The sequence below is a fragment of the Streptosporangium sp. NPDC049376 genome, from assembly GCF_044466505.1.
In the GTDB taxonomy this organism is placed as follows: domain Bacteria; phylum Actinomycetota; class Actinomycetes; order Streptosporangiales; family Streptosporangiaceae; genus Streptosporangium.
Genome location: NZ_JBITMT010000004.1, coordinates 548,731 through 567,625, shown reverse-complemented (window position 1 = coordinate 567,625; position 18,895 = coordinate 548,731). Strand labels below are relative to the sequence as shown.

General features: G+C 70.8%; 16 protein-coding genes. 5 read left to right on the top strand and 11 right to left on the bottom strand.

The window, feature by feature from the left end:
* Positions 1–604: 604 nt before the first annotated feature.
* The 4 genes from ACIBVQ_RS15540 to ACIBVQ_RS15525 all read right to left on the bottom strand — a co-directional run bounded on the left by ACIBVQ_RS15540 (position 605) and on the right by ACIBVQ_RS15525 (position 4,438).
* On the bottom strand, positions 605–874 hold the full coding sequence (locus ACIBVQ_RS15540; RefSeq protein ID WP_184718892.1) for a WhiB family transcriptional regulator: 270 nt from the start codon (positions 872–874) through the stop codon (positions 605–607).
* A 126-nt stretch (positions 875–1,000) separates the two neighbouring features.
* Entirely contained in the window at positions 1,001–1,333 is a 333-nt protein-coding gene (locus ACIBVQ_RS15535) for a hypothetical protein (RefSeq protein ID WP_352016224.1), read from the bottom strand.
* Between the two features lie 115 nt (positions 1,334–1,448).
* Complete coding sequence (gene tesB / locus ACIBVQ_RS15530; protein ID WP_352016225.1) at positions 1,449–2,324, bottom strand: acyl-CoA thioesterase II; 876 nt, start codon at positions 2,322–2,324, stop codon at positions 1,449–1,451.
* A complete protein-coding gene (locus tag ACIBVQ_RS15525) occupies positions 2,321–4,438 on the bottom strand; it encodes an ATP-dependent DNA helicase UvrD2 (protein ID WP_399178019.1) in 2,118 nt (705 codons plus the stop codon). The genes tesB and ACIBVQ_RS15525 overlap by 4 nt, the downstream gene beginning before the upstream one ends.
* 178 nt (positions 4,439–4,616) lie before the next feature.
* Here ACIBVQ_RS15525 and ACIBVQ_RS15520 point away from each other — a divergent pair, with 178 nt between their 5' ends.
* Positions 4,617–5,762, top strand: a complete 1,146-nt coding sequence (locus tag ACIBVQ_RS15520; RefSeq protein ID WP_399178017.1) for an alpha/beta fold hydrolase — start codon at positions 4,617–4,619, stop codon at positions 5,760–5,762.
* A gap of 89 nt (positions 5,763–5,851) precedes the next feature.
* A complete protein-coding gene (locus tag ACIBVQ_RS15515; protein WP_184718882.1) occupies positions 5,852–6,088 on the top strand; it encodes a mycoredoxin in 237 nt (78 codons plus the stop codon).
* On the opposite strand, the gene nudC is transcribed toward ACIBVQ_RS15515, so the two are convergent.
* A complete protein-coding gene (gene nudC, locus ACIBVQ_RS15510; RefSeq protein ID WP_399178014.1) occupies positions 6,089–7,147 on the bottom strand; it encodes an NAD(+) diphosphatase in 1,059 nt (352 codons plus the stop codon). It lies immediately after the preceding gene.
* A 92-nt stretch (positions 7,148–7,239) separates the two neighbouring features.
* On the opposite strand from nudC, the gene ACIBVQ_RS15505 reads away from it, so the two are divergent.
* The 3 genes from ACIBVQ_RS15505 to ACIBVQ_RS15495 are packed head-to-tail and all read left to right on the top strand — an operon-like array spanning position 7,240 to position 11,572.
* Entirely contained in the window at positions 7,240–8,397 is a 1,158-nt protein-coding gene (locus tag ACIBVQ_RS15505; protein WP_399178013.1) for an ATP-grasp domain-containing protein, read from the top strand.
* Entirely contained in the window at positions 8,382–10,001 is a 1,620-nt protein-coding gene (locus tag ACIBVQ_RS15500; RefSeq protein WP_399178011.1) for an IucA/IucC family protein, read from the top strand. Before ACIBVQ_RS15505 ends, ACIBVQ_RS15500 begins: the two co-directional genes overlap by 16 nt.
* Positions 9,998–11,572 (top strand): IucA/IucC family protein, encoded by a 1,575-nt coding sequence (locus ACIBVQ_RS15495; protein WP_399178009.1) that lies wholly within the window; start codon positions 9,998–10,000, stop codon positions 11,570–11,572. The genes ACIBVQ_RS15500 and ACIBVQ_RS15495 overlap by 4 nt, the downstream gene beginning before the upstream one ends.
* Before the next feature lie 234 nt (positions 11,573–11,806).
* On the opposite strand, the gene ACIBVQ_RS15490 is transcribed toward ACIBVQ_RS15495, so the two are convergent.
* The 6 genes from ACIBVQ_RS15490 to ACIBVQ_RS15465 all read right to left on the bottom strand — a co-directional run bounded on the left by ACIBVQ_RS15490 (position 11,807) and on the right by ACIBVQ_RS15465 (position 18,681).
* Entirely contained in the window at positions 11,807–11,977 is a 171-nt protein-coding gene (locus ACIBVQ_RS15490) for a hypothetical protein (RefSeq protein WP_362914304.1), read from the bottom strand.
* Between the two features lie 1,222 nt (positions 11,978–13,199).
* On the bottom strand, positions 13,200–13,844 hold the full coding sequence (locus ACIBVQ_RS15485) for a response regulator (RefSeq protein ID WP_399178005.1): 645 nt from the start codon (positions 13,842–13,844) through the stop codon (positions 13,200–13,202).
* Complete coding sequence (locus tag ACIBVQ_RS15480) at positions 13,835–14,989, bottom strand: histidine kinase (protein ID WP_362914301.1); 1,155 nt, start codon at positions 14,987–14,989, stop codon at positions 13,835–13,837. Before ACIBVQ_RS15480 ends, ACIBVQ_RS15485 begins: the two co-directional genes overlap by 10 nt.
* Before the next feature lie 11 nt (positions 14,990–15,000).
* On the bottom strand, positions 15,001–15,801 hold the full coding sequence (locus tag ACIBVQ_RS15475) for an ABC transporter permease (RefSeq protein ID WP_399178003.1): 801 nt from the start codon (positions 15,799–15,801) through the stop codon (positions 15,001–15,003).
* Entirely contained in the window at positions 15,798–16,712 is a 915-nt protein-coding gene (locus tag ACIBVQ_RS15470; RefSeq protein ID WP_362914297.1) for an ATP-binding cassette domain-containing protein, read from the bottom strand. Before ACIBVQ_RS15470 ends, ACIBVQ_RS15475 begins: the two co-directional genes overlap by 4 nt.
* A gap of 130 nt (positions 16,713–16,842) precedes the next feature.
* Positions 16,843–18,681 carry an RICIN domain-containing protein gene (locus tag ACIBVQ_RS15465; protein ID WP_399178001.1) on the bottom strand — a complete coding sequence of 613 codons (1,839 nt, stop codon included), beginning with the start codon at positions 18,679–18,681 and terminating at the stop codon, positions 16,843–16,845.
* Positions 18,682–18,895: the final 214 nt, after the last annotated feature.

Here is an 18,895-nt window from a genome sequence, read left to right as displayed (position 1 = left end):
GCCCCCCCCGCGGGCGCCCCCCGCGGCGCGCCGCCCGCGCCGCCCCCGGCCCCGCCGGGCCCGCCGGGACCCCCGGGCGGGGGGGGGGGCGGGTGTTGTTGGCTGTTGAGCGTCCCGGGTGGTTTTCAACCCGGGGGGGGCGCCCACGCCCGGCGGCGACGCGCGGCGTGGATCCGTGCCGCGCGTCGCTTACCAGAGCCGAACTGAGCGGTGTTCACCGGCATTCATCGCCGTTGGCCACCGGCGAGCGCCGCTTACCGGCGTTCATCACCGTTGACCGGCGCCCATCGCCGGCGAGCGCCGTTGATCAATGGTGATCAACGGCGATCGACGGTGGCCGGTGGCGATCAGACGAGGCGCAGGAGTACGTGCCGCAGCCGGGCCGAGGCGCGTTCCGCGTTCCGGCGGGCGCGCCTCAGGCGCAGTATGCCTGTCACGATGCGCTGCTCCTCCGCCTCCCGGTGAAGGGTTCGTATTCGGTCCCTCACCAGTTCTTCTTGCATAGGCAGCATGTCGAAACCGGCGGTGGCGCTGTTGGGGTAGATCATCGGAAGTGGTCCTTTCGGGACATACGGTCTTTTTGGTTGATCAGGTTCCGCGCCGGTCAGGCGGCGACGGGGGTCTTGCGGGGACGGCCACGCGGGCGCTTCCTCGGGACGATGGCGCCCCTCAGGATGAGCTCGCCGCCCCAGACACCCCACGGCTCCTCGCGCTCAAGCGCGCGGGCCAGGCAGGCCTGCTGGATCGGGCAGCCTCCGCAGAGTGCCTTGGCGAACTCCACGTCCTCCGGAGACTCCGCGAACCAGAGGTCGGGGTCGGTACGACAGGGGATTGCGGCTTCGTCGATCAGGTCCATGATCGTCTGGGCCCCCATCTGCTTCACCTCTCAGTTAGGTGTTGGTCTTCGATTACCTCTAGGTGGGGGGACAGGAACAACGCGGACAAACAAGAAGGCCGCGAATCCTGGGTGCGGATCCGCGGCCTGAAGGCTCTTCTTCGGTCAGGTTATGACCGGAGGTTGCCTCCAGGAATACGGACCACGCCGTCCACCATTGCCGGTGTGCTTGGTCAGTGCGTAGCTGCCGCCCTCAGGAGCCAGAACGGCGCCTGCGCCTGCCGCCTTAAAGGCGGCCGGAGTGGCCGGTCGGCTGCCGAGAACTTGGGTACGGACAGTCGTGTCCTGCCGGAGCTGGGCCTCCCGCTGGACCTGGATCTCCTGTCGGAGTCTGGCCGCGGCACCATCGGCGAGGATGGCGCACGTGCCGAACGACAGGGTCATGGCAGGGGTCATGAAGGTAAGCCCAGACTGGGACGGCATCAGAATGTTCTTCACAGCGGACTCACCTCCATTCGTGGATCGTCGGACAGGAGCGTCCGACTTGCTTGAGCATGACCCTAAACCCCGGCGACAGGGAGGGGCAACATATTTTCTACCTGCAGTTTTACCACTAACTCACACGGATCATGGCTTCCTGGACCACCGACACGGCCAGTTCCCCGGACCGGGTGAACATCTCCCCCTTCGCCAGGCCTCGGGCGGAGCTCGACCAGGGCGACTCCTGGGCGTACAGCATCCACTCGTCGACGCGGAAGGGGCGGTGGAACCACATGGCGTGGTCCAGCGAGGCTCCGGAGACGTTGGGGGTTCCCCAGGCCTGGCCGTGGGCCAGCAGCACGGTGTCCACCAGGGTGAAGTCCGAGGTGTAGGCGGCCAGCACCACGTGCAGCAGCGGGTCGTCGGGCAGCTCCGACTCGTAGCGGAACCAGACGTTCGTCGTGGAACGGCTCAGCGAGGGATCCCGCAGGGCCTCCCAGGTAAGAGGTGTGGCGTAGCGGGCGTCGAGCGGACGCGGCCTGGCCAGCAGTTCCCGCCAGGGGGAGTCCTCGGGCATGTCCGCCAGGGCCTGCCGCATCCGCTCCGGGAAGGGCGCCAGTTCCTCGGGGCCGGGCACCTCGGGCATCGTCGTCGCCTGGTGCGCGAGGCCCGGCTCGTCGATGTGGAAGGAGGCCGACATGGTGAATATCGCCTTGCCGTGCTGGATGGCCACGACTCTGCGGGTGGTGAAGGAACGGCCGTCCCGGACGCGTTCCACGTTGTAGACGATCGGCACCGCCGGATCGCCCGGCCTGATGAAGTAGGCGTGCAGCGAGTGGACGTGACGCTCCGGGGGGACGGTCCTGCCCGCCGCGACCAGCGCCTGGGCGGCGACCTGGCCGCCGAAGACCCGTTGGACGTCCTCGGCGGGGCTGCGTCCCCGGAAGATGTCCAACTCGATCTGCTCCAGGTCCAGCAGGTCGAGCAACTCCTTGAGAGCCTGGTTCACACGTCCTCCGTCCGGTCTGCGGCGGCACGGCAGAGAGCCAGCACCGCCTCGCCGTACCGGTCCATTTTGACGCGTCCTATCCCGGTTATAGAGAGCAGGTCCCTTTCTGTGGCCGGGGCTCGCTCCGCGATGGCCTGGAGGGTGACGTCGGTGAAGACCACGTAGACCGGAACCTTGGCCTCCTTGGCGGCCGAGGCACGCCAGGCCTTGAGGCTCTCCAGCAGGGCCTCGTCGTAGTCGGCCGGGCAGGTTGCGCACCTGCCGAGCTTCTGCTCGGCGGCTGCGGCGAGGGTCCTGCCGCAGACACGGCAGTTGATCGGCGTGGCCACCTCGCGACGCCCGGCGGACCTTCTTGAAGCCGAACCCTGGGACGCCCCTCCGGACACGAACGCGGCGAAGGCCGACGTCGCACGGCCGGACCCTCCGGAACGTCCTGTGAGGCCGTCGAGGAAGCGGGAGGGCCTCCTGGAGCGATGCCCGCCGGGTGAGCGGGCCAACGCCCACGACAGCGCCAGGTGCTCTCTGGCCCGGGTGACGCCGACGTACAGCAGGCGGCGCTCCTCCTCGATCTGCTCCGGTGTCTTGGCGTAGACGATGGGCATCATGCCCTCGGTCATACCGACCAGGAAGACGGCGTCCCATTCGAGGCCCTTGGCGGCGTGCAGGGAGGCCAGTGTCACGCCGTCGACCGGCGGCGCGTGCTGTTCGCCCGCCCTGCGCTCCAGCTCCGCCACGAAGGCGGTCAGGTCGGCGCCCTCGGCGGCCATGTCCTCGGCGAGGTCGGCGAGGGCCCTGAGCGACTCCCACTTCTCCCGGGCCCCACCTCCGCCCGGCGGCACGGGGGTCAGGCCGATTCCGGCGAGGATGTCGCTGACGGTCGGGGCCAGTTCGTCGTCCCGCGCGGCCGAGCGGGCGGCGCCGCGCAGCAGGACGACGGCGTGGCGCACCTCCGGGCGTTCGAAGAAGCGGTCGGCCCCGCGCAGCAGGTAGGGCACGCCGACCGTGGTGAGGGCCTGCTCGTAGGCCTCCGACTGGGCGTTGACCCGGAAGAGCACGGCGATCTCGCGGGACGGGACACCGCCGTCGACGAGGGCTCGGATCGCGCGTGCCACCCCCGCGGCCTCGGCCTGCTCGTCGTCGTACTCGGTGAAGCCGGGTTCCGGACCGTCGGGGCGCTGTGCGACCAGCGTGAGCCGGTGCGGGCTCTTCGACCGGTCGATCAGCCTGTTGGCCAGGGAGACGACCTGGGGGGTCGAGCGGTAGTCACGGACCAGCTTGATCACGGCCGCCTCCGGATGCTCGACGGAGAAGCCGGTCAGATATCTGGGGGTCGCGCCGGTGAAGGAGTAGATCGTCTGGTTGGGGTCGCCGACCACGCACAGGTCGTCGCGTCCGCCGAGCCAGGTGTCGAGCAGGAGTTTCTGCAGCGGGTTGACGTCCTGGTACTCGTCGACGACGAAGTAGCGGTACTGCTGGCGGATCTGTGCCGCCACCTCACGGTGCTCGGTCATCACGGCGGCGGTGAGTTCGAGGATGGTCTCGAAGTCGACCAGGTGCCGTTCGCGGCGGAGCCGTTCGTAGGCGTCGAAGAGCCGGAAGACCTCCTCCGCGGGCACCGGCGGCGTACGGCCCGCCTTTCGCGCGGCCTCGGCGTAGTCCTCGGGGCCGATCTGGGTGGCCTTGGCCCACTCGATCTCGCCCGCGACGTCGCGCAGTTCGGCCCGGTCCGGGGCCCTTCTGACGAGTCGGAAGGCGTCGGCCAGCAGCGGCAACTTCGACTCGATCACCTTGGGCGGGTCTCCGCCGATGACGCGCGGCCAGAAGTAGGTGAGCTGGCGCAGCGCGGCGGCGTGGAAGGTACGGGCCTGCACCCCCGGGGCGCCGAGCGCGCGCAGCCGCTGCCTGAGCTCACCGGCGGCGCGTGTGGTGAATGTCACGGCCAGCACGCTCTGGGCGTCGACCACTCCGCTGCGCACCGCGTGGGCGACGCGGTGGGTGATCGCCCGGGTCTTGCCGGTCCCCGCTCCGGCGAGCACGCAGACCGGTCCGCGTACCGCCTCGGCCACCGCCCGCTGTTCCGGATCCAGTCCCGCCAGGACGTCGTCTGTGACCACGGGGACTCCTTACACGGGTTGTACAGGCCAGCTGTGAACATCCTGGCAGTCGGTGGCCAAGCTCCGCCCATTCTGGCAACATGCCGCCGTCAACCTACGTCGTTCCAGAAGATGCGTAAAAAGGGCAGTTCCTCCACAATGAGGGGGGATTTTGGGGTCCGAGGGAAGGAAGAAACCTGTGAGAACCGCGGCGACCGTGAGCGCTCTCGCCCTGGCGGCGTTGGTGATCGGCCCCGTGGCGCTACAGACATCCTCCGCGGCGCACGCCTCCCCCGCCACGCTGGCGCACTACGGCGGCGCGTCCATCACCGCCTCGAAGGCGACCACCACGCGCAAGGCCAGGACGAAGCACTCCACCAAGGCGAAGCACTCCGCCAGGAAGGCCGATCCGAGCCCCGAGCCGTCCACGACCACCTCGGCGTCGGCCACCTCGACCGCCAAGCCGACGCCCAGCCCGACGGCGAAACCGTCCGCAGGCGCGACCGCCAAGCCGAAGAAGCCGTCGGCCACCGCGACCCCGAGGGTCGCCTCGACCGACAACCCGCTGCTCGACGGCACCGTCATCAACACCGTCGCGTACGGCCCGCACCCCCGTCAGCGGATGGACGTCTGGCACCAGACCGACGGCCTCAAGCGGCCCGGTGTCTTCCTGATCCACGGCGGCTGGTGGTCGAGCGGCGACAAGAAGTACATGACCGCGATCACCACCAGCTACGCCGAGCAGGGTTACACGGTCTTCAACATCAACTACCGCCTGTCCGGTGACGCGGCCTGGCCCGCGCAGCGCACCGACGCGCTGGACGCCATCGCCACCGCCCGCAGGCACGCCGCCCTGTGGTCCTTCGACCCCAACAACTACGTGGTCGTCGGTTTCTCCGCGGGAGGGCACCTGGCCTCCGCCGTCGGCACCTACGGGGACGGGCTGCCCGGCCTGCGCGGGGTCGTCGGCATCTCACCGGTGACCTCGCCGATGCTGGCCTACGAGGACGGCGCGACCGACGTCTTCGACCTGAACAAGCGCAAGCTGCGTGAGTCGGCCATCCAGCTCGCCGGAGGCTGCGAACCCGTCAAGTGCCCGAAGATCTGGGCCAGCATGGAGGTCCCGAGGCACGCCAGCAAGGGCGACGTGCCGGAGCTGGCCGTACATTCCCAGGACGAGTTCGTGCCCGCCGAGCACAGTCTGCGGCTCAAGGAGCGGCTCAAGGCCGTCGGTGTGAGCATGACGGTGCTGACCGAGCCGGGAAGCGAGCACAGCACGCCGATGTACCGGCTTCCCGGGGTCGCCGAGACGGTCCAGGACTGGATCGCGGGCAAGCTCCTCTGACCGACGGAAATCCAGGCGACGGGAAGATGAACGGCTCTCACTTTGTTGCCACTGAGCGCTGAACATCTCACGAGGGGAAATCTCACGAAATGGCGCTGACGGTTTACACCGCCACCTGGTGCGGCCCATGCAAGCGGCTGAAGTCCCAGCTCACCCGCGAGGGGATCTCCTACCGGGAGATCGACATCGAGCAGAACCCCGACGCCGCGCAGTTCGTCGAGAGTGTCAACAACGGCAACCAGACCGTGCCGACCGTGCTCTTCGAGGACGGCACGTCCCTCACCAATCCCTCGGTGATCGAGGTCAAGGCCCGGTTGAACGCCTGATCACCAGTTTCCGGCAAGAGGCTCGCCGTACCAGGTCTCGATCAGCCTCCTGGCGATCGAGACCTCGGGCGGCGGAAGCACCTCGCCGCTGTCCAGCGCGGCCCGCAGTTCGGCGCGGCTGAACCAGCGGGCCTCGGCGATCTCTTCCTGGTCGACCGTGAACTCCGTCGTGACCGCCCGCGCGATGAAGCCGAGCATCAGGCTGCGCGGGAAGGGCCACGGCTGGCTGCCCAGGTAGCGGGGCTCGACGACGCGCACGCCGACCTCCTCGGCGACCTCCCTGGCCACCGCGTGCTCCAGTGACTCCCCCGGCTCGACGAAGCCCGCGAGCACCGAGAAACGGCCCTGGGGCCACTGCGGCCCCCTGGCCAGCAGGCACCGGTCCGCCTCGTCGTGCACGAGCATGATCACCGCGGGGTCGACCCGGGGGAAGTGCTGGCTGCCGTCCTCGGGACAGACCCGCACGTGCCCGCCGGAGCGCGTCTCGGTACGGCTCCCGCAGCGCGGGCAGAAGGCGTGGGTGGCGTGCCAGGCCTCAAGCGCGACCGCGTAGACCAGCAGCCCGGCGTCCAGGTCCCCCAGCAGCGAGCCGACCTGCCGCAGCCCGGCGACGACGTCCGCCCCCTCCTCGATGGCCGAGAGCGCGACGGCGGAGACGATCCGCCCGGGAAGCGCGGCGGGCCCGTCGGCCGGGAGCGATCCCGAGACTGCGAAGTAGGCGATCCCCTCGGCGTCCAGGCCGAGCAGGTAGCGCTCCCCCTGCGGCGCCTCGTCCGTGGGCAGCAGGACGAGATCGACCCCGTCTCCGTGCCGCCTGACCAGCGCCCGCCCGTCGTCGACCACGACGACCCGGGTCGCGCCGTCGGCCCACGCGCGTTCGAGCCACTCGGCGTCACCGCGTAGCGCGGCGGAGCGGTCGATCGCGCTGCGCGCGAGAAGCAGCGGCCCCAGCAGTCCTTCTTGGGTGGTGATGTCCACGTTCTTCCCCGTCTCCCAGATCGACTGGCATCCTACGACGCTCGCCGTGGACGGCTTTCCGGGGAGCGGCAAGCCGGGCATATGCGGTGAATATCCAGTCAGCCGAGCGACATGATCTCTGTACGGCTAGGATGCGGCGAGTTAGGTTAGGCTTACCTGATTCCGGGGGTCCCATGCGGCTGTACCTCACCGCGCTCAAGCCGACCGACTCGGTCACCGACGGATTCCTGCCCGCGGCACGCGCGCTGGGCTGCGACGTCACCGTTCTGACCGACAGACCGGAGCACCATCGGGACTCGGGGGCCGAGGTGCTCGGCTGCGACGTCCGTGACGCCCGCGCGGTGATCGACACCGTCTCCGGCCACCACACGCCCGGCGCGATCTTCTCCAACTCCGACCACCTGCAGGCCGAGACGGCCCTGGCCGCGGCCTACTTCGGCCTGCCCGGCAAGGACTGGCGGGCCTGCGTCACCGCGAAGAACAAGGCCCTCACCCGCGCGCGCCTGGCGGAGGCGGGCGTCGAGACCGTCCGCTCGGTACGGCTCGCCCCCGGCGACCCCGTACCCCGGGACGTGCCGTTTCCCGCGGTCGTCAAACCGCGCGAGGGCGTCGCCAGTGAGGACGTCGTCCTGGTGCGGGACGACCGTGAGCTCGAAGAGGCCCTGCACGCGATCGGCGCCAGACGGCCCGGTGAGGCGCTGGTCGTCGAGGAGTACCTCGAAGGCCCACTGCACACGCTGGAAACGCTCGGCGACGGGAGCGGGACACGGGTGCTCGGCGGCTTCAGGACGACGCTCGGGCCGTTGCCGTACTTCGTCGAGGAACGACTCGACTGGGAGCCTCCGCCCGCGGCAGGCCATGTGCTGCGGGCGCTGGACGCGCTCGGCGTGGGCTTCGGGGCCTGTCACACCGAGTACGTGATGACGCAGGCGGGGCCCAGGATCATCGAGGTCAACTACCGCGTGATCGGCGACCACTGCGACCTCCTGCTCGGCAACCTGCTCGGCGTTCCGCTGTTCGAGAGGATCCTCGGCGTCCACCTGGGCCTGCCGGCCGGGGACCTGGGCGGTGCCCGGGAGCACGGGACCGCGCTGAGCGTGGTCGCGGAGCGGGCCGGGACCGTCGTCTCCGCTCCGGGAGCGGTCGCCCCTTCCCCCGGCGCCCGGGTCAGGCTCTGGCACCGGCCGCTGCGCGCCGTCGGCGACCGGATCGAACCGACCAACACCAACCGTGACTATCTGGGGGTTGTCCGCGCGATCGGGCCCGACCGGGTGAGCGTCGACGCCGCCCTGACGGCCTTCGCGGCGGACAGACCATGGGTGATCGCGTGACCGCGCGGGAACGGTACCTCGCCGCGCGTGTCCTGGACGCGCTGCTGCGCGAGGACTACGGCGGCCTGGCCGGGCGGATCACCGGGAACAGGGGCGGCGTCACACTGGCCCTGGCCGGTGGGCGCGGGGTGCGCCTGGTGCCGGGGTCGCTCTTCCAGGACTTCGTGGTCGCCCCCGAGGAGACGCTCGGCCTGCGCGAGGTCCTGCTGACCCTCGGGGAGGTCGCCCCGCCGGAGGACGGCCCGGGGATCGAGGCGTTCGCCCAGGAGTGCGAGCAGGCGCTGCGCGCCCTGGAGCTGCACGCCGCCCACCGGGAGCGGGTGCTCGGCCTGCTGGCCGCCGCCGGGCCCGGGGAGCGGCTGGACGCCGTACGGTACGAGACGCTGGCCGCCTTCGTCGACCATCCGGTCTATCCGACGGCGCGGTGCAGGAACGGGCTGTCCGACGACGAGCTGACGGCCTACGCGCCGGAGTTCGCGCCCTCCTTCGAGCTGCGCTGGGCGGCCGTGCCCCGGGAACGGGCGCGCGGCGCGGCCATGCCGTACGCGCCGGGCTTCGCGGAGGTGGGGCTGCCGTCGTCCCTGGCGCGCACACATGTGCTCTTCCCCGTGCACCCGCTCACCGTTCCCGTGGTCGAGGAGATCCCGTGGGCGGTCGTGGGGGCGCGGCCGTACCTGGAGGTCAGGCCGACGCTGTCGACGCGCACGGTCGCGCTCGACGCGGGCACGCACGTGAAGCTGCCGCTGCCGACCAGCACGCTGGGACTGCGCAACCGGCGCTCCATCAAACCGGGCACGCTCGCCGACGGCGCCAGGGCGGAGCTGCTGCTGCGGCGGCTGCCGCACCCGGGGGTGCTGCTGGCCGACGAGCAGACCTACGGCCACGCGGACCACGAGTATCTCGGCTGGCTCCTGCGCCGCCTGCCACCCGGCGAGATCGTCCCGGTGGCCGCGCTGCCCGCGCCGACCCCCCGGGGCGTGCCCGTCGTGGAGGAGCTGGCCGGACGGTGGTACGGCGGGGACGTCACGGCGCTGCTCGGCGCCTACCTCAGGCTGCTGTTCGGCTTCCAGGTGCGGCTCTTCGTCCGGTACGGCACCGCCCTGGAGGCCCACCAGCAGAACCTGGCCCTGGTGCTGGGGAACGGTCCGGCCAGGCTGCTGGTCAAGGACAACGACGGGTTGCTGACCTCACCGGACCGGCTGCTGGCCGAGGGCGTCGCGGTGCCGGACTTCACCGACGAGCGGATGCTGACCGACGACCCGCACGCGCTCGCCGACGTGTTCGTGACGATCACGCTGCACCTGGCCGCGGCGGCGGTCGCCTTCTGCGCGCTGCCGCCGGCGCGGGCCTGCCTGCTGGTCCGCGACACGCTCGGGGAGGCGCTCGCCGAGTACGGCGACGACCCGATGGCCCGGCTGCTGCGGGCCAGGACCCTTGAGGCGGCCAGGCTCGTCGGCAAGTCGATGATCGTCGCCGGAACCCTGGTCGACAAGGCGCGTACCGGGGCCCGTGACGTGAACAAGTTCTACGGCACCAGCGGGCCCAACTACCTGCGCCACCCTCCTGCGGCCATCCAGAACATGACGATGCGAAGGATTCCATGACCGGCCTCGCGCTCGACCCCTGCTCCGCGGCCGTCTCCCCCGCGGCCGTCGCCGAGGAGGCGACGCTCGCCGCGCTGCTGCGCTGCTGCGTCAGGGAGGTCGCCGGGCCTCGCGGACAGGTCTGGCACGCCGAGCCGTACGTGCTGCTGCGGGTCGGCGGCACCGTGCTGCGGGCCAGGACGCACGGCGGGCTCGCGCTGCGCTTGGCGGGCCGCCCTGACTGGCTCGACGGGGGTGACTGGCGCCCGCTCGACGCCGACCGGCTCGTCGGGCTCGTGGAGAGCGAGCTGGGCGGGACGAACGAGGAGTTCGCCGCCCAGGTCGGCGCGAGCAGGCGGGCCATGGCGGCGCTGCTCGCGGCCAGGCGGAGCGGGCGGGAACCGGCCGACCCGTGGCTGGCCTCCGAGCAGCGGCTGGTCTTCGGGCACCCGTTCCATCCGAGTCCCAAGGCCCACGACGGGGCGGGCTGGCTGCGCTACGCGCCCGAGGCGCACGCGAGCTTCCCGCTCCGGCTGCTCGGGGTCCGCGACGACGTGCTGGCTGAGGCGGGTGAGACCGGGCGGCTCGACGAGCTCGGCCCGGCACCCGAGGGGTACACGATCCTGCCCGCGCACCCGTGGCAGCTCGACCTGCTCGCCGACGACCTCGCCGTGCCGCTGGCCGACGGCCGCCTGGTCGACCTGGGGTACGGCTCCCGCCCCGCGGTTCCCACCTCCTCGGTCCGTACGGTCTACGACCCCGGGATCGACCGGTGCCTGAAGTTCAGCCTGGATGTGCGGATCACCAACTGCGTCAGGAAGAACGCGTGGTACGAACTGGCCGGAGCGGTCGAGCTGACCCGGCGCCTCGGGCCGGTCTTCGACGACCTGGCCGCCTCCTTCCCCGGGACGCGCTGGCTGAGCGAGCCCGGCTACCGCTCGGCGAACCTGGGCACCCGGCTGTTCGAAGGGCTCGGTGTGATCATCCGTACCAGCCCGTGGTCGGTGTGCAGGCCGGGGGTGACCCCGCTGCTGAGTGGCGCGCTGGCCGTGCCCGGATCTGGACCCGCCGACCCGGCCGGTTGGTGGCGGGCCTATGTCGAGTGCGTCGCGCCTCCGGTGCTTGAGGCCTACCTGGAGCACGGCGTGGTGCTCGAACCGCACCTGCAGAACGTGCTGGTCGGCGTGGACGCGTCGGGGTCGCCGGTCGAGGCGGTCTTCCGCGACCTGGAGGGGACCAAGCTCGTGGCGGGCAGGCACGACCTGTCCGGGCTGCCCTCGCGGGTCGCCGAGGCGCTCACCTACGATTCCGGGCCGGGGTGGGACCGGGTGGTCTACTGCCTGATGGTCAACCATCTGTCCGAGATCGCCGCCTCTCTGGCGGGCGACGGCCCGGTGCGGGAGCTGTGGGCGGTCGCCGGGGAGGTGCTGGCCGGATACGCGGGCTCCAGGGGGTGGCCGCGTCCGCTGGCGGACCTGCTGGCCGGGGCGCCGCTGCCGGCCAAGGCCAACCTCTCGGTGCGGTGGGCGCGCTCGGCCGACCGCCGGGCCGGGTACGTCCCGGTCGCCAACCCATTGGCGATGCTCTCCTAGAGCTCTCCTGGGCTCTCCTGGGCCCTCCTGGCTTCCGTCCGGCTCACATGCCCGGCGCCGGTTTCCTCCGGTAGCCGGGCTTTTCTCTGGGTGATTTATCACGCCATCCACACATATCTCTCCTGCTGGGCGACAACTGCGACCATCCAAGAAATATGGATAAAATCCACCTTCCATATGACACAAGAAGCCGAAATAAGCGACAGAACACATCAGTCAATTCTTTGATCTTCGTTAATAAACCAAAAGCATCACTGTAACGATCACCGGGTACTTCACCCCTGCCGCCATCAGGCGGATCATGTATCCGAAATCATCAACGACATGGAATGCGATGACTTCTAGTGGTACCGGACGGGCTTCCACCGTCGACTCCAGCAGGTACGTACGGGGATTGATCACCACGGCGGCGACAATCGGTACTTTCCTCGCGCTTGCCTCCCAGTCGCTGGCGAACGCCGCGACCCCTGGCTCGGAAAGCGCCCAGCAGGGCAAGCCCGCGGGCCTCGCCACGCGCGGTGAGACTTTCCATATCGGCAGCCTCTCCTCCAGATGGTGTGGGTGCTGGAGAAGGCATTGCAGGTGCCACAACGGCCGTAACGGCCACAATGGCCGTAACGGCCGGGATGGCCACAATGGCCGGGATGGACGCGACGGTAAGACAGGGCCCCGAGGCCCTCAGGGACCGCAGGGTGTCCCCGGAACCCCGGGTGGGCCTCCCGGACCTCCCGGACCTCCCGGACCTCCTGGGCCTCCCGGGCCTCCCGGGCCTCCTGGACCTCCCGGGCCCGCTGGAGCCGCCGGTCCTGCCGGCCCCGCAGGCCCCGCAGGCCCTGCCGGTCGCGAGGCCGGACCGCGGGGTCCCGCAGGCCCTGCCGGAGCCACCGGTCCCGCAGGCCCTGCCGGCCCCGCAGGTCCCGCAGGTCCCGCAGGTCCCGCAGGCCTCACTGGTCCTGAAGGACCCGCAGGCCTCACTGGTCCTGAAGGACCCGCAGGACCCACAGGGCCTGAAGGGCCCGCAGGACCTGAAGGACCCGCAGGACCTGAAGGACCCGCAGGACCCACAGGCCTCACTGGTCCTGAAGGACCCACAGGACCCGCAGGACCCGCAGGTCCTGAAGGACCCGCAGGACCCACAGGCCTCACTGGTCCTGAAGGACCCACAGGACCCGCAGGACCCGCAGGTCCTGAAGGACCCGAAGGACCCAGAGGACCCGCAGGACCCAGAGGGCCCGAGGGACCTCCTGGGTGTCATGTACCTGAGAAGCCTCGGTGTCATGGGCCCCACAAGCCCCATGAGCCCCGCAAGCCCTGCGAGCCCTACAATCCCTGCGAGCCCCACAAGCCCGGCTGGACCGCAGGGCCCAGCGGAGTCGGCTGGACCGCAGGACCCAGCGGGGCAGGCTGGACCGCGGGCCCCAGCGGAGTCGCCTGGACCGCAGGACCCAGCAGGGTCGGCTGAACCGCTGCCCGCTCCCACCGCCTGTCCATCCGGGCAACCGCACCCCGTTCAGTGACGAGGTGGTGCCCTGACGGGTCCGGCCCCCTTCAGGGGGCGAGGAGACGAACCGGATGCCGTGCCCGACCCATCGGGCGCGGCATCCGCGTTTCCCCGGCCGGGCCGTACTCAGTCGTCGAGGTAGCGCAGGATCGCCAGCACCCTGCGGTTGTAGCCGGGGTCGCGCGGCAGGCCGAGTTTGTCCGTGATCGCGTTGATGTGCTTCTCCACGGTGCTCAGTGACACGTGCAGGCGTCCGGCGATCGCCGCGTTGACGAAGCCCTGCGCCAGGAGGCCGAGCACCTCGCGCTCGCGCCCGCTCAGGCCGTCCAGCGGGTCGGTGCGGGTGGTTCGGGCGAGCAGCCGGCGCACCACCTCCGGGTCGAAGACCGTCCCGCCCGCGTGCACCCGCTCCAGCGACTCCAGGAAGTCGGCGACCTCGGAGACACGGTCCTTGAGCAGGTATCCGACCCGTCCGCCCGCCCCGGAGAGAAGGGTCGCGGCGTAGGTCTTCTCCACGTACTGCGACAGCAGCAGGACACCGACCTCGGGCCTGCGCCCACGGATCTCCAGGGCCGCGCGCACCCCCTCGTCGGTGTGGGTCGGCGGCATCCGCACGTCGATCACGGCCACGTCGGGGCGGTGCCGTTCGACGGCGTCGAGCAGCGCCCGCGCGTCGCCGACGGCCGCGACCACCTCGTGCCCGGCCTCGTCGAGCAGCCGGACCAGGCCCTCGCGGAGCAGTACCGAGTCGTCGGCCAGGATCAGCCGCACGGCACGTCTCTCGGCAGCGTCGCGACGACCCTGGTCGGCCCGCCGGGCGGGCTGTGGACGTCGAAGGTGCCGTCGAGCGCCAGGACCCGCCTGGCCAGGCCGGACAGTCCGCCGCCCGAGGGGTCGGCGCCACCCGCTCCGTCGTCTGAGATCGTCACGCTCACCGTCCGTTCGTCCTCGGCCACGACGACCAGGATTTCACGCGCGTCCGCGTGCTTGACGGCGTTGGTGATCGCCTCCCTGGCGACGAAGTACAGGGCCGTCTCGATCGCGGAGGCGGGGCGCCCGGCCAGCCCGTAGTGCACGGTGACCGGCACCTGCGACCGTTCCGCGACGCCGGCGAGCGCGGCGCGCAGGCCGAGTTCGTCCAGGGCGGTCGGGTAGATCCGCCAGGCCACGCTGCGCAGTTCGTCGAGCAGGCGGCGCGACTCGGCGTAGGCCTCCTCGACCAGCGCCGCGGTCCTGGCCTGGTCGGGATTGCCCCGGGCCCGGCCGAGCAGCATGGCCAGCGCGACGCCCCGCTGTTGCACGCCGTCGTGCAGGTCGCGCTCGATCCTGCGCCGTTCGTCGTCCACGGCCCTGACGACACCCGAGCGGGTCGCGGTCAGTTCGGCGATGCGCCTGCGCATCAACTCCCGCGTGCCGGGACCGAGGAAGTGGTCGGCCAGGCGCCGTTCCACGGCCCCCGCGGCGAGAAGCCAGAGCACGGTCAGGGCCAGCACGACCGTCCCTCCGGCGAGGCCGAGCACCCCGTCGCTGGTCACCAGCCGCACCCCCGGCAGGTGCACCGGTACGGCCCGCGCCCTGTCCCCGGCCAGGTTCCACAGGCCGCCGAAGAGGAACAGCCCGCCGAGGAACAGCCCGGCGGCGCTGCCGTACCCGGCGAGGAGACCGAAGAGGGCGCGGACGGCGAGATAGCGACGGCCGTCCCGCCGGGGGTGCCCGGTCGTCTCGTGGTCGAACCAGGCGGCCAGCCTCGCCCGTTCGAGGGCGGTCAGCCGGTTCAGGATCCGCTCGACGCCGGGCCGTACGGCGGGCACCGGGTGGACGAGCGCCGCCGCGCAGAGGAAGAGCAGTTCGACGAGGCCCAGCACGGCGCCCGCGAGCACCCCGACCAGGGCGCGGGTGATCCGGTTACCTGACACGGGCGCGCAGTCTATGCGTCCCTGCGGCGCAGTACGGCATAGCCGGCGACCGTCGCGGCCGCCGCCCAGACCAGCAGCCACACCAGCCCCTGCGTGGCCGGGTAGGGCACCGGGCCGCCCATCGGGGTGTCCGAGCTGCCCATGAAGGCCAGGCCAGCGAACAGCGGCATGCGCAGCGAGGCCTCGAAGCCGATCGAGGTGCCCGTCATCACCAGCAGCAGCGGCGCGCCCATCAGCAGCATGAACGCCGTGGTCAGGGTGCCCGCCGCGCTGCGCGTCGCGACTCCCACGCCCAGCGTCGTCACCGAGACCAGGGCGAGGAAGACGCCCACGCCCAGCAGGTCGGGGACGACCTCGGCGGGCGGCGCCGTCACCCGGCCGCCGAACACCTCCGCGGACAACACCAGGTGGACCACCGCCGTCGCCACACCTGCGGCGACCACCCCGGCGACAAATGTCACCGGCGCCAGTACCAGCGCCTTGGCGGCGAGCACCCGGCCCCGGATCGGCGTCGCCTGCAACGTGGTCCTGATGCCTCCCGAGGCGTACTCGGGGGTGATCGTCAGCATCGCCAGCGCGACCAGGCCGAACTGGGCGAACGCCGTCGCCGAGGTCACCGGGTCGCTGGCGGACAGAGTGCCGGCCAGGTCCCGGCGCACCATCTCCGTCACCGTCCCGCCGCCGATCGCCAGCGAGCCGAGCACCATGAGCGCCGTGGTGCAGGCCAGGCACCACCAGGTCGAGCGGACCGAGCGCAGCTTCACCCACTCGCCGCCGATCGCCTGAGCCAGCTCTCTCACCGACGTGTTCACGCCCGCCCCTTCCGTGCGCCGTACTCGACGCTGTCGGCCGTCAGTTCCTGGTAGGCCTGCTCCAGGGAGGCCTCGCGGTGGCGTAGTTCGTGCAACCTGATGCCCGCCTCGTGCGCCAGGTCGCCGACGCGCTCCGCCGTGGCTCCGGTGACGACCAGCTCGTTCTCCCCCGGCCGTTCCCAGTGCAGGCCCGCGGCGCCGAGCCGTACGGCCAGGTCGTCCGTGTGCGGGGTGCGGACGACCACCGCGCCCAGCGAGCCGCGCGCGATGATCTCGGCCAGCGGCGCGTCCGCGATGAGCCGTCCCCTGCCGATCACCACGAGGTGGTCGGCGGTGAGCTGCATCTCGCTCATCAGGTGACTGGAGACGAAGACCGTCCTGCCCTCGTCGGCCAGGGAGCGCATCAGGTCGCGCACCCAGCGCACACCGTCGGGATCGAGGCCGTTGACGGGTTCGTCGAACATGAGCACCTCAGGGTCGCCGAGCAGGGCGCCCGCGATACCGAGCCTCTGGCTCATGCCCAGCGAGAGCGCGCCCGCCCGCCTGCGCGCCGCCTGCCCGAGCCCGACCGTCTCCAGGACCTCCGTGACCCGGCGGCGCGGGATGCCGTTGCTGCGGGCCAGTGCCGTCAGGTGCGCCCGGCCGCTGCGCCCGGGGTGCAGGGCGCGCGCGTCCAGCAGCGCGCCGACCGTCCGCAGCGGGTTCCTGATCCGGTGGTACGGCAGGCCGCCGATGAGCGCCGTGCCCGAGGTCGGGTGGTCGAGTCCGAGGATCAGGCGCATCGTCGTGGATTTCCCCGCCCCGTTCGGGCCGAGGAACCCGGTGACCGCGCCCTGCCTGACCTCAAGGGACAGGTCGTCGATCACCGTCCGGTCGCCGTACCGTTTGCGCAGGCCGTTGAGTCTGATCATGCCCGCAACGCTAGGCGGGCCCCGGGGTGGTGACCATGGAGGCGATCCTCCGACCTCGATGGCGGAAACCCGTAACCGCGTGACCGTGCGGGCCGTCCGGGGAGGGGCGGACGGCCCGCACGGATCCCGGTCAGACCTGGTTGAGGTACCAGATCTCGTTGCCCGCGATGACTCCGGCGCCGGAGTCGTTGTTACCGGTGATCGTCTGCTGGTCGAGGGTCGTCCCGCTGCCGGACGGCGCGTCGAGCACCTTGGCGCTGTAGCGGTTGACCAGGTAGAACGTGCCGTCGGCGACCCTCTGCAGGGTCCACTGCTGGCTGGTCCCGCTGCCGCAGGTCGCCTGCCTGATCTGGGTGCCGTTGGTCGTGCTCGCCGTGACGAGGTCGAGGCACTTGGCGCTGTTGACGTTCACCAGCTTCCAGTAGGAGCCGCTGGCCTGGAGGGTCCAGCGCTGGCTGGTCGCCCCGGAGGGCGCGTTGTGCGTGACCAGCGCGCCGGAGGCGGTCGAACCGCCGGCGGGCTCGACGTTGTCGTGGCTGGCGAACCCGTTCAGGTAGTAGGAGGTGCCGTTGACCGGGGAGGCGTCGGTGACCTGGTTGAACACCCACTGCTGGTTGGCCGCGCCGGTGTAGGTCTGCTGCGTGACGGCCGCCGGGTAGGCGCCGCCCGCGGTCAGCGCCAGCCCGGAGAGCCAGTCGAAGATCGCGTAGGTGTTCGTGCCGGTCTGCAGGTAGGCGAAGCGCATGCCGTCCTGGCCGTTGCAGTAGTACTGCAGCAGCGTCGTGCCGGGCGTGGTGCCGCTGTAGGCGCTGTCGGCGCACAGGCGACTGCCGACGTTGATGAACTGCAGTCCGGTGTTGTAGCTCATCAGCCACTTCTGGCTGGGGGTGTCCACCCGGGTGCGCTGGCTCAGCTCGGTCAGCGCCGTGGTCGCGCCGCCGATGGGTTCGAGCGCGCCCCCTGTCGAGGCGTTCGTTATGACGTAGGTGTTGCCCACCTTGGGATGGGGGTCGCTGTCGGCCGTCGAACCCGCGATGAGGTAGGCACTGTCGGCCACGTTCCAGTGCGTGGCCAGGTAGCTCCCGGCGGTCGGGACCGCGTTGTAGTAGTCGTCCCGGTTGCAGTCGGGCAGCCGGTAGTCGTTCCACTGCAGGCAGCTCCAGGTGGGCGTGCCGCCGTAGCACATGATGTCCCACTGGTCGAGGCAGTGCCAGGAGCCGTCCGAGTGGGCCGCGCTGAGCTGCACGGCGCCGAAGCTGTGCCCCAGTTCGTGGGCGATGGCGTTCGCCCCGAAGCAGTTGGGACTGGCGTCGACCCGGGAGAAGGCGAGGCCGTTGTTGAGGTTGGTCGACCCGGTGGTCAGGTCGTCGTTCTTGATGTCGGAGACACCGCAGATCACCGTGGCCTCGGTGAGCATGAGGTAGTGCCGGTCGTTGCTGTTGTAGCCGAGGGCCTGCAGGGCGGTCTTTCCGGCGTCGAAGGTGGCCAGCGAACCGGCGGGCACCACCACGTTGCGCACGACGGGGACGCAGCCGCCGCTGACCGCCGTGGTGACGTACCGGATGTGCCTGCTGCGGTCGGAGGTCGCGGCGGCGTCGTTGAACTGGTCGTCGGCGTTGGCCAGCCAGGCCCGGAACATGGGCAGGAGCTGCGCGTAGCGGTCCGGCATCGTCGCCTCGCGCACGTACAGGGTCTCGACGCGCTTGCCGCTGGTGCCGTCACCGTCGCAGGCGACCAGCTGGGGGCTGACCCGTGCGGTCTCCTCCTGCTTCTCGGCGTTCTTCCCGGTGTCCTTGACGGCCTTGGGGCCGACGCGCTCACCGAGCCTGGCGCCGGGGAAGACGTCGGAGGTGACACTGGACTGGCCGCCGTCCGGCGGGGCGGCCGACGCCGCGGGGGGTGAGGCGACCAGGCCGACCACGGCGAGTATCGACGCGGCGGCCAAGGAGAGGTTTCGCCTGAGCTGCATTCCGATGAACTCCGATCGGTACGGATACACCCGCACAGGGCGATTCATCGGCAATGATCACATTTCAAATATTAAAAGCGACCCCCTTGTAAGATTTATCACACCATATTGACGCGAGGCCTTCCAGGTGTTCTCACATTCAAGGTGAACACGTGCGGTAATACCGGTGAACACCACAACCCCATTACGTCCCCGTACATTCAGGGAATGCGCC

Coding starts and splice junctions, on each gene's coding strand:
- ACIBVQ_RS15540 (WP_184718892.1), bottom strand. CDS start 874: ATGGGGGCCCAGACGATCATGGACCTGATCGACGAAGCCGCAATCCCC.
- ACIBVQ_RS15515 (WP_184718882.1), top strand. CDS start 5,852: ATGGCGCTGACGGTTTACACCGCCACCTGGTGCGGCCCATGCAAGCGG.
- nudC (WP_399178014.1), bottom strand. CDS start 7,147: ATGCCCGGCTTGCCGCTCCCCGGAAAGCCGTCCACGGCGAGCGTCGTA.
- ACIBVQ_RS15505 (WP_399178013.1), top strand. CDS start 7,240: ATGCGGCTGTACCTCACCGCGCTCAAGCCGACCGACTCGGTCACCGAC.
- ACIBVQ_RS15500 (WP_399178011.1), top strand. CDS start 8,382: ATGGGTGATCGCGTGACCGCGCGGGAACGGTACCTCGCCGCGCGTGTC.
- ACIBVQ_RS15495 (WP_399178009.1), top strand. CDS start 9,998: ATGACCGGCCTCGCGCTCGACCCCTGCTCCGCGGCCGTCTCCCCCGCG.
- ACIBVQ_RS15470 (WP_362914297.1), bottom strand. CDS start 16,712: ATGATCAGACTCAACGGCCTGCGCAAACGGTACGGCGACCGGACGGTG.
- ACIBVQ_RS15465 (WP_399178001.1), bottom strand. CDS start 18,681: ATGCAGCTCAGGCGAAACCTCTCCTTGGCCGCCGCGTCGATACTCGCC.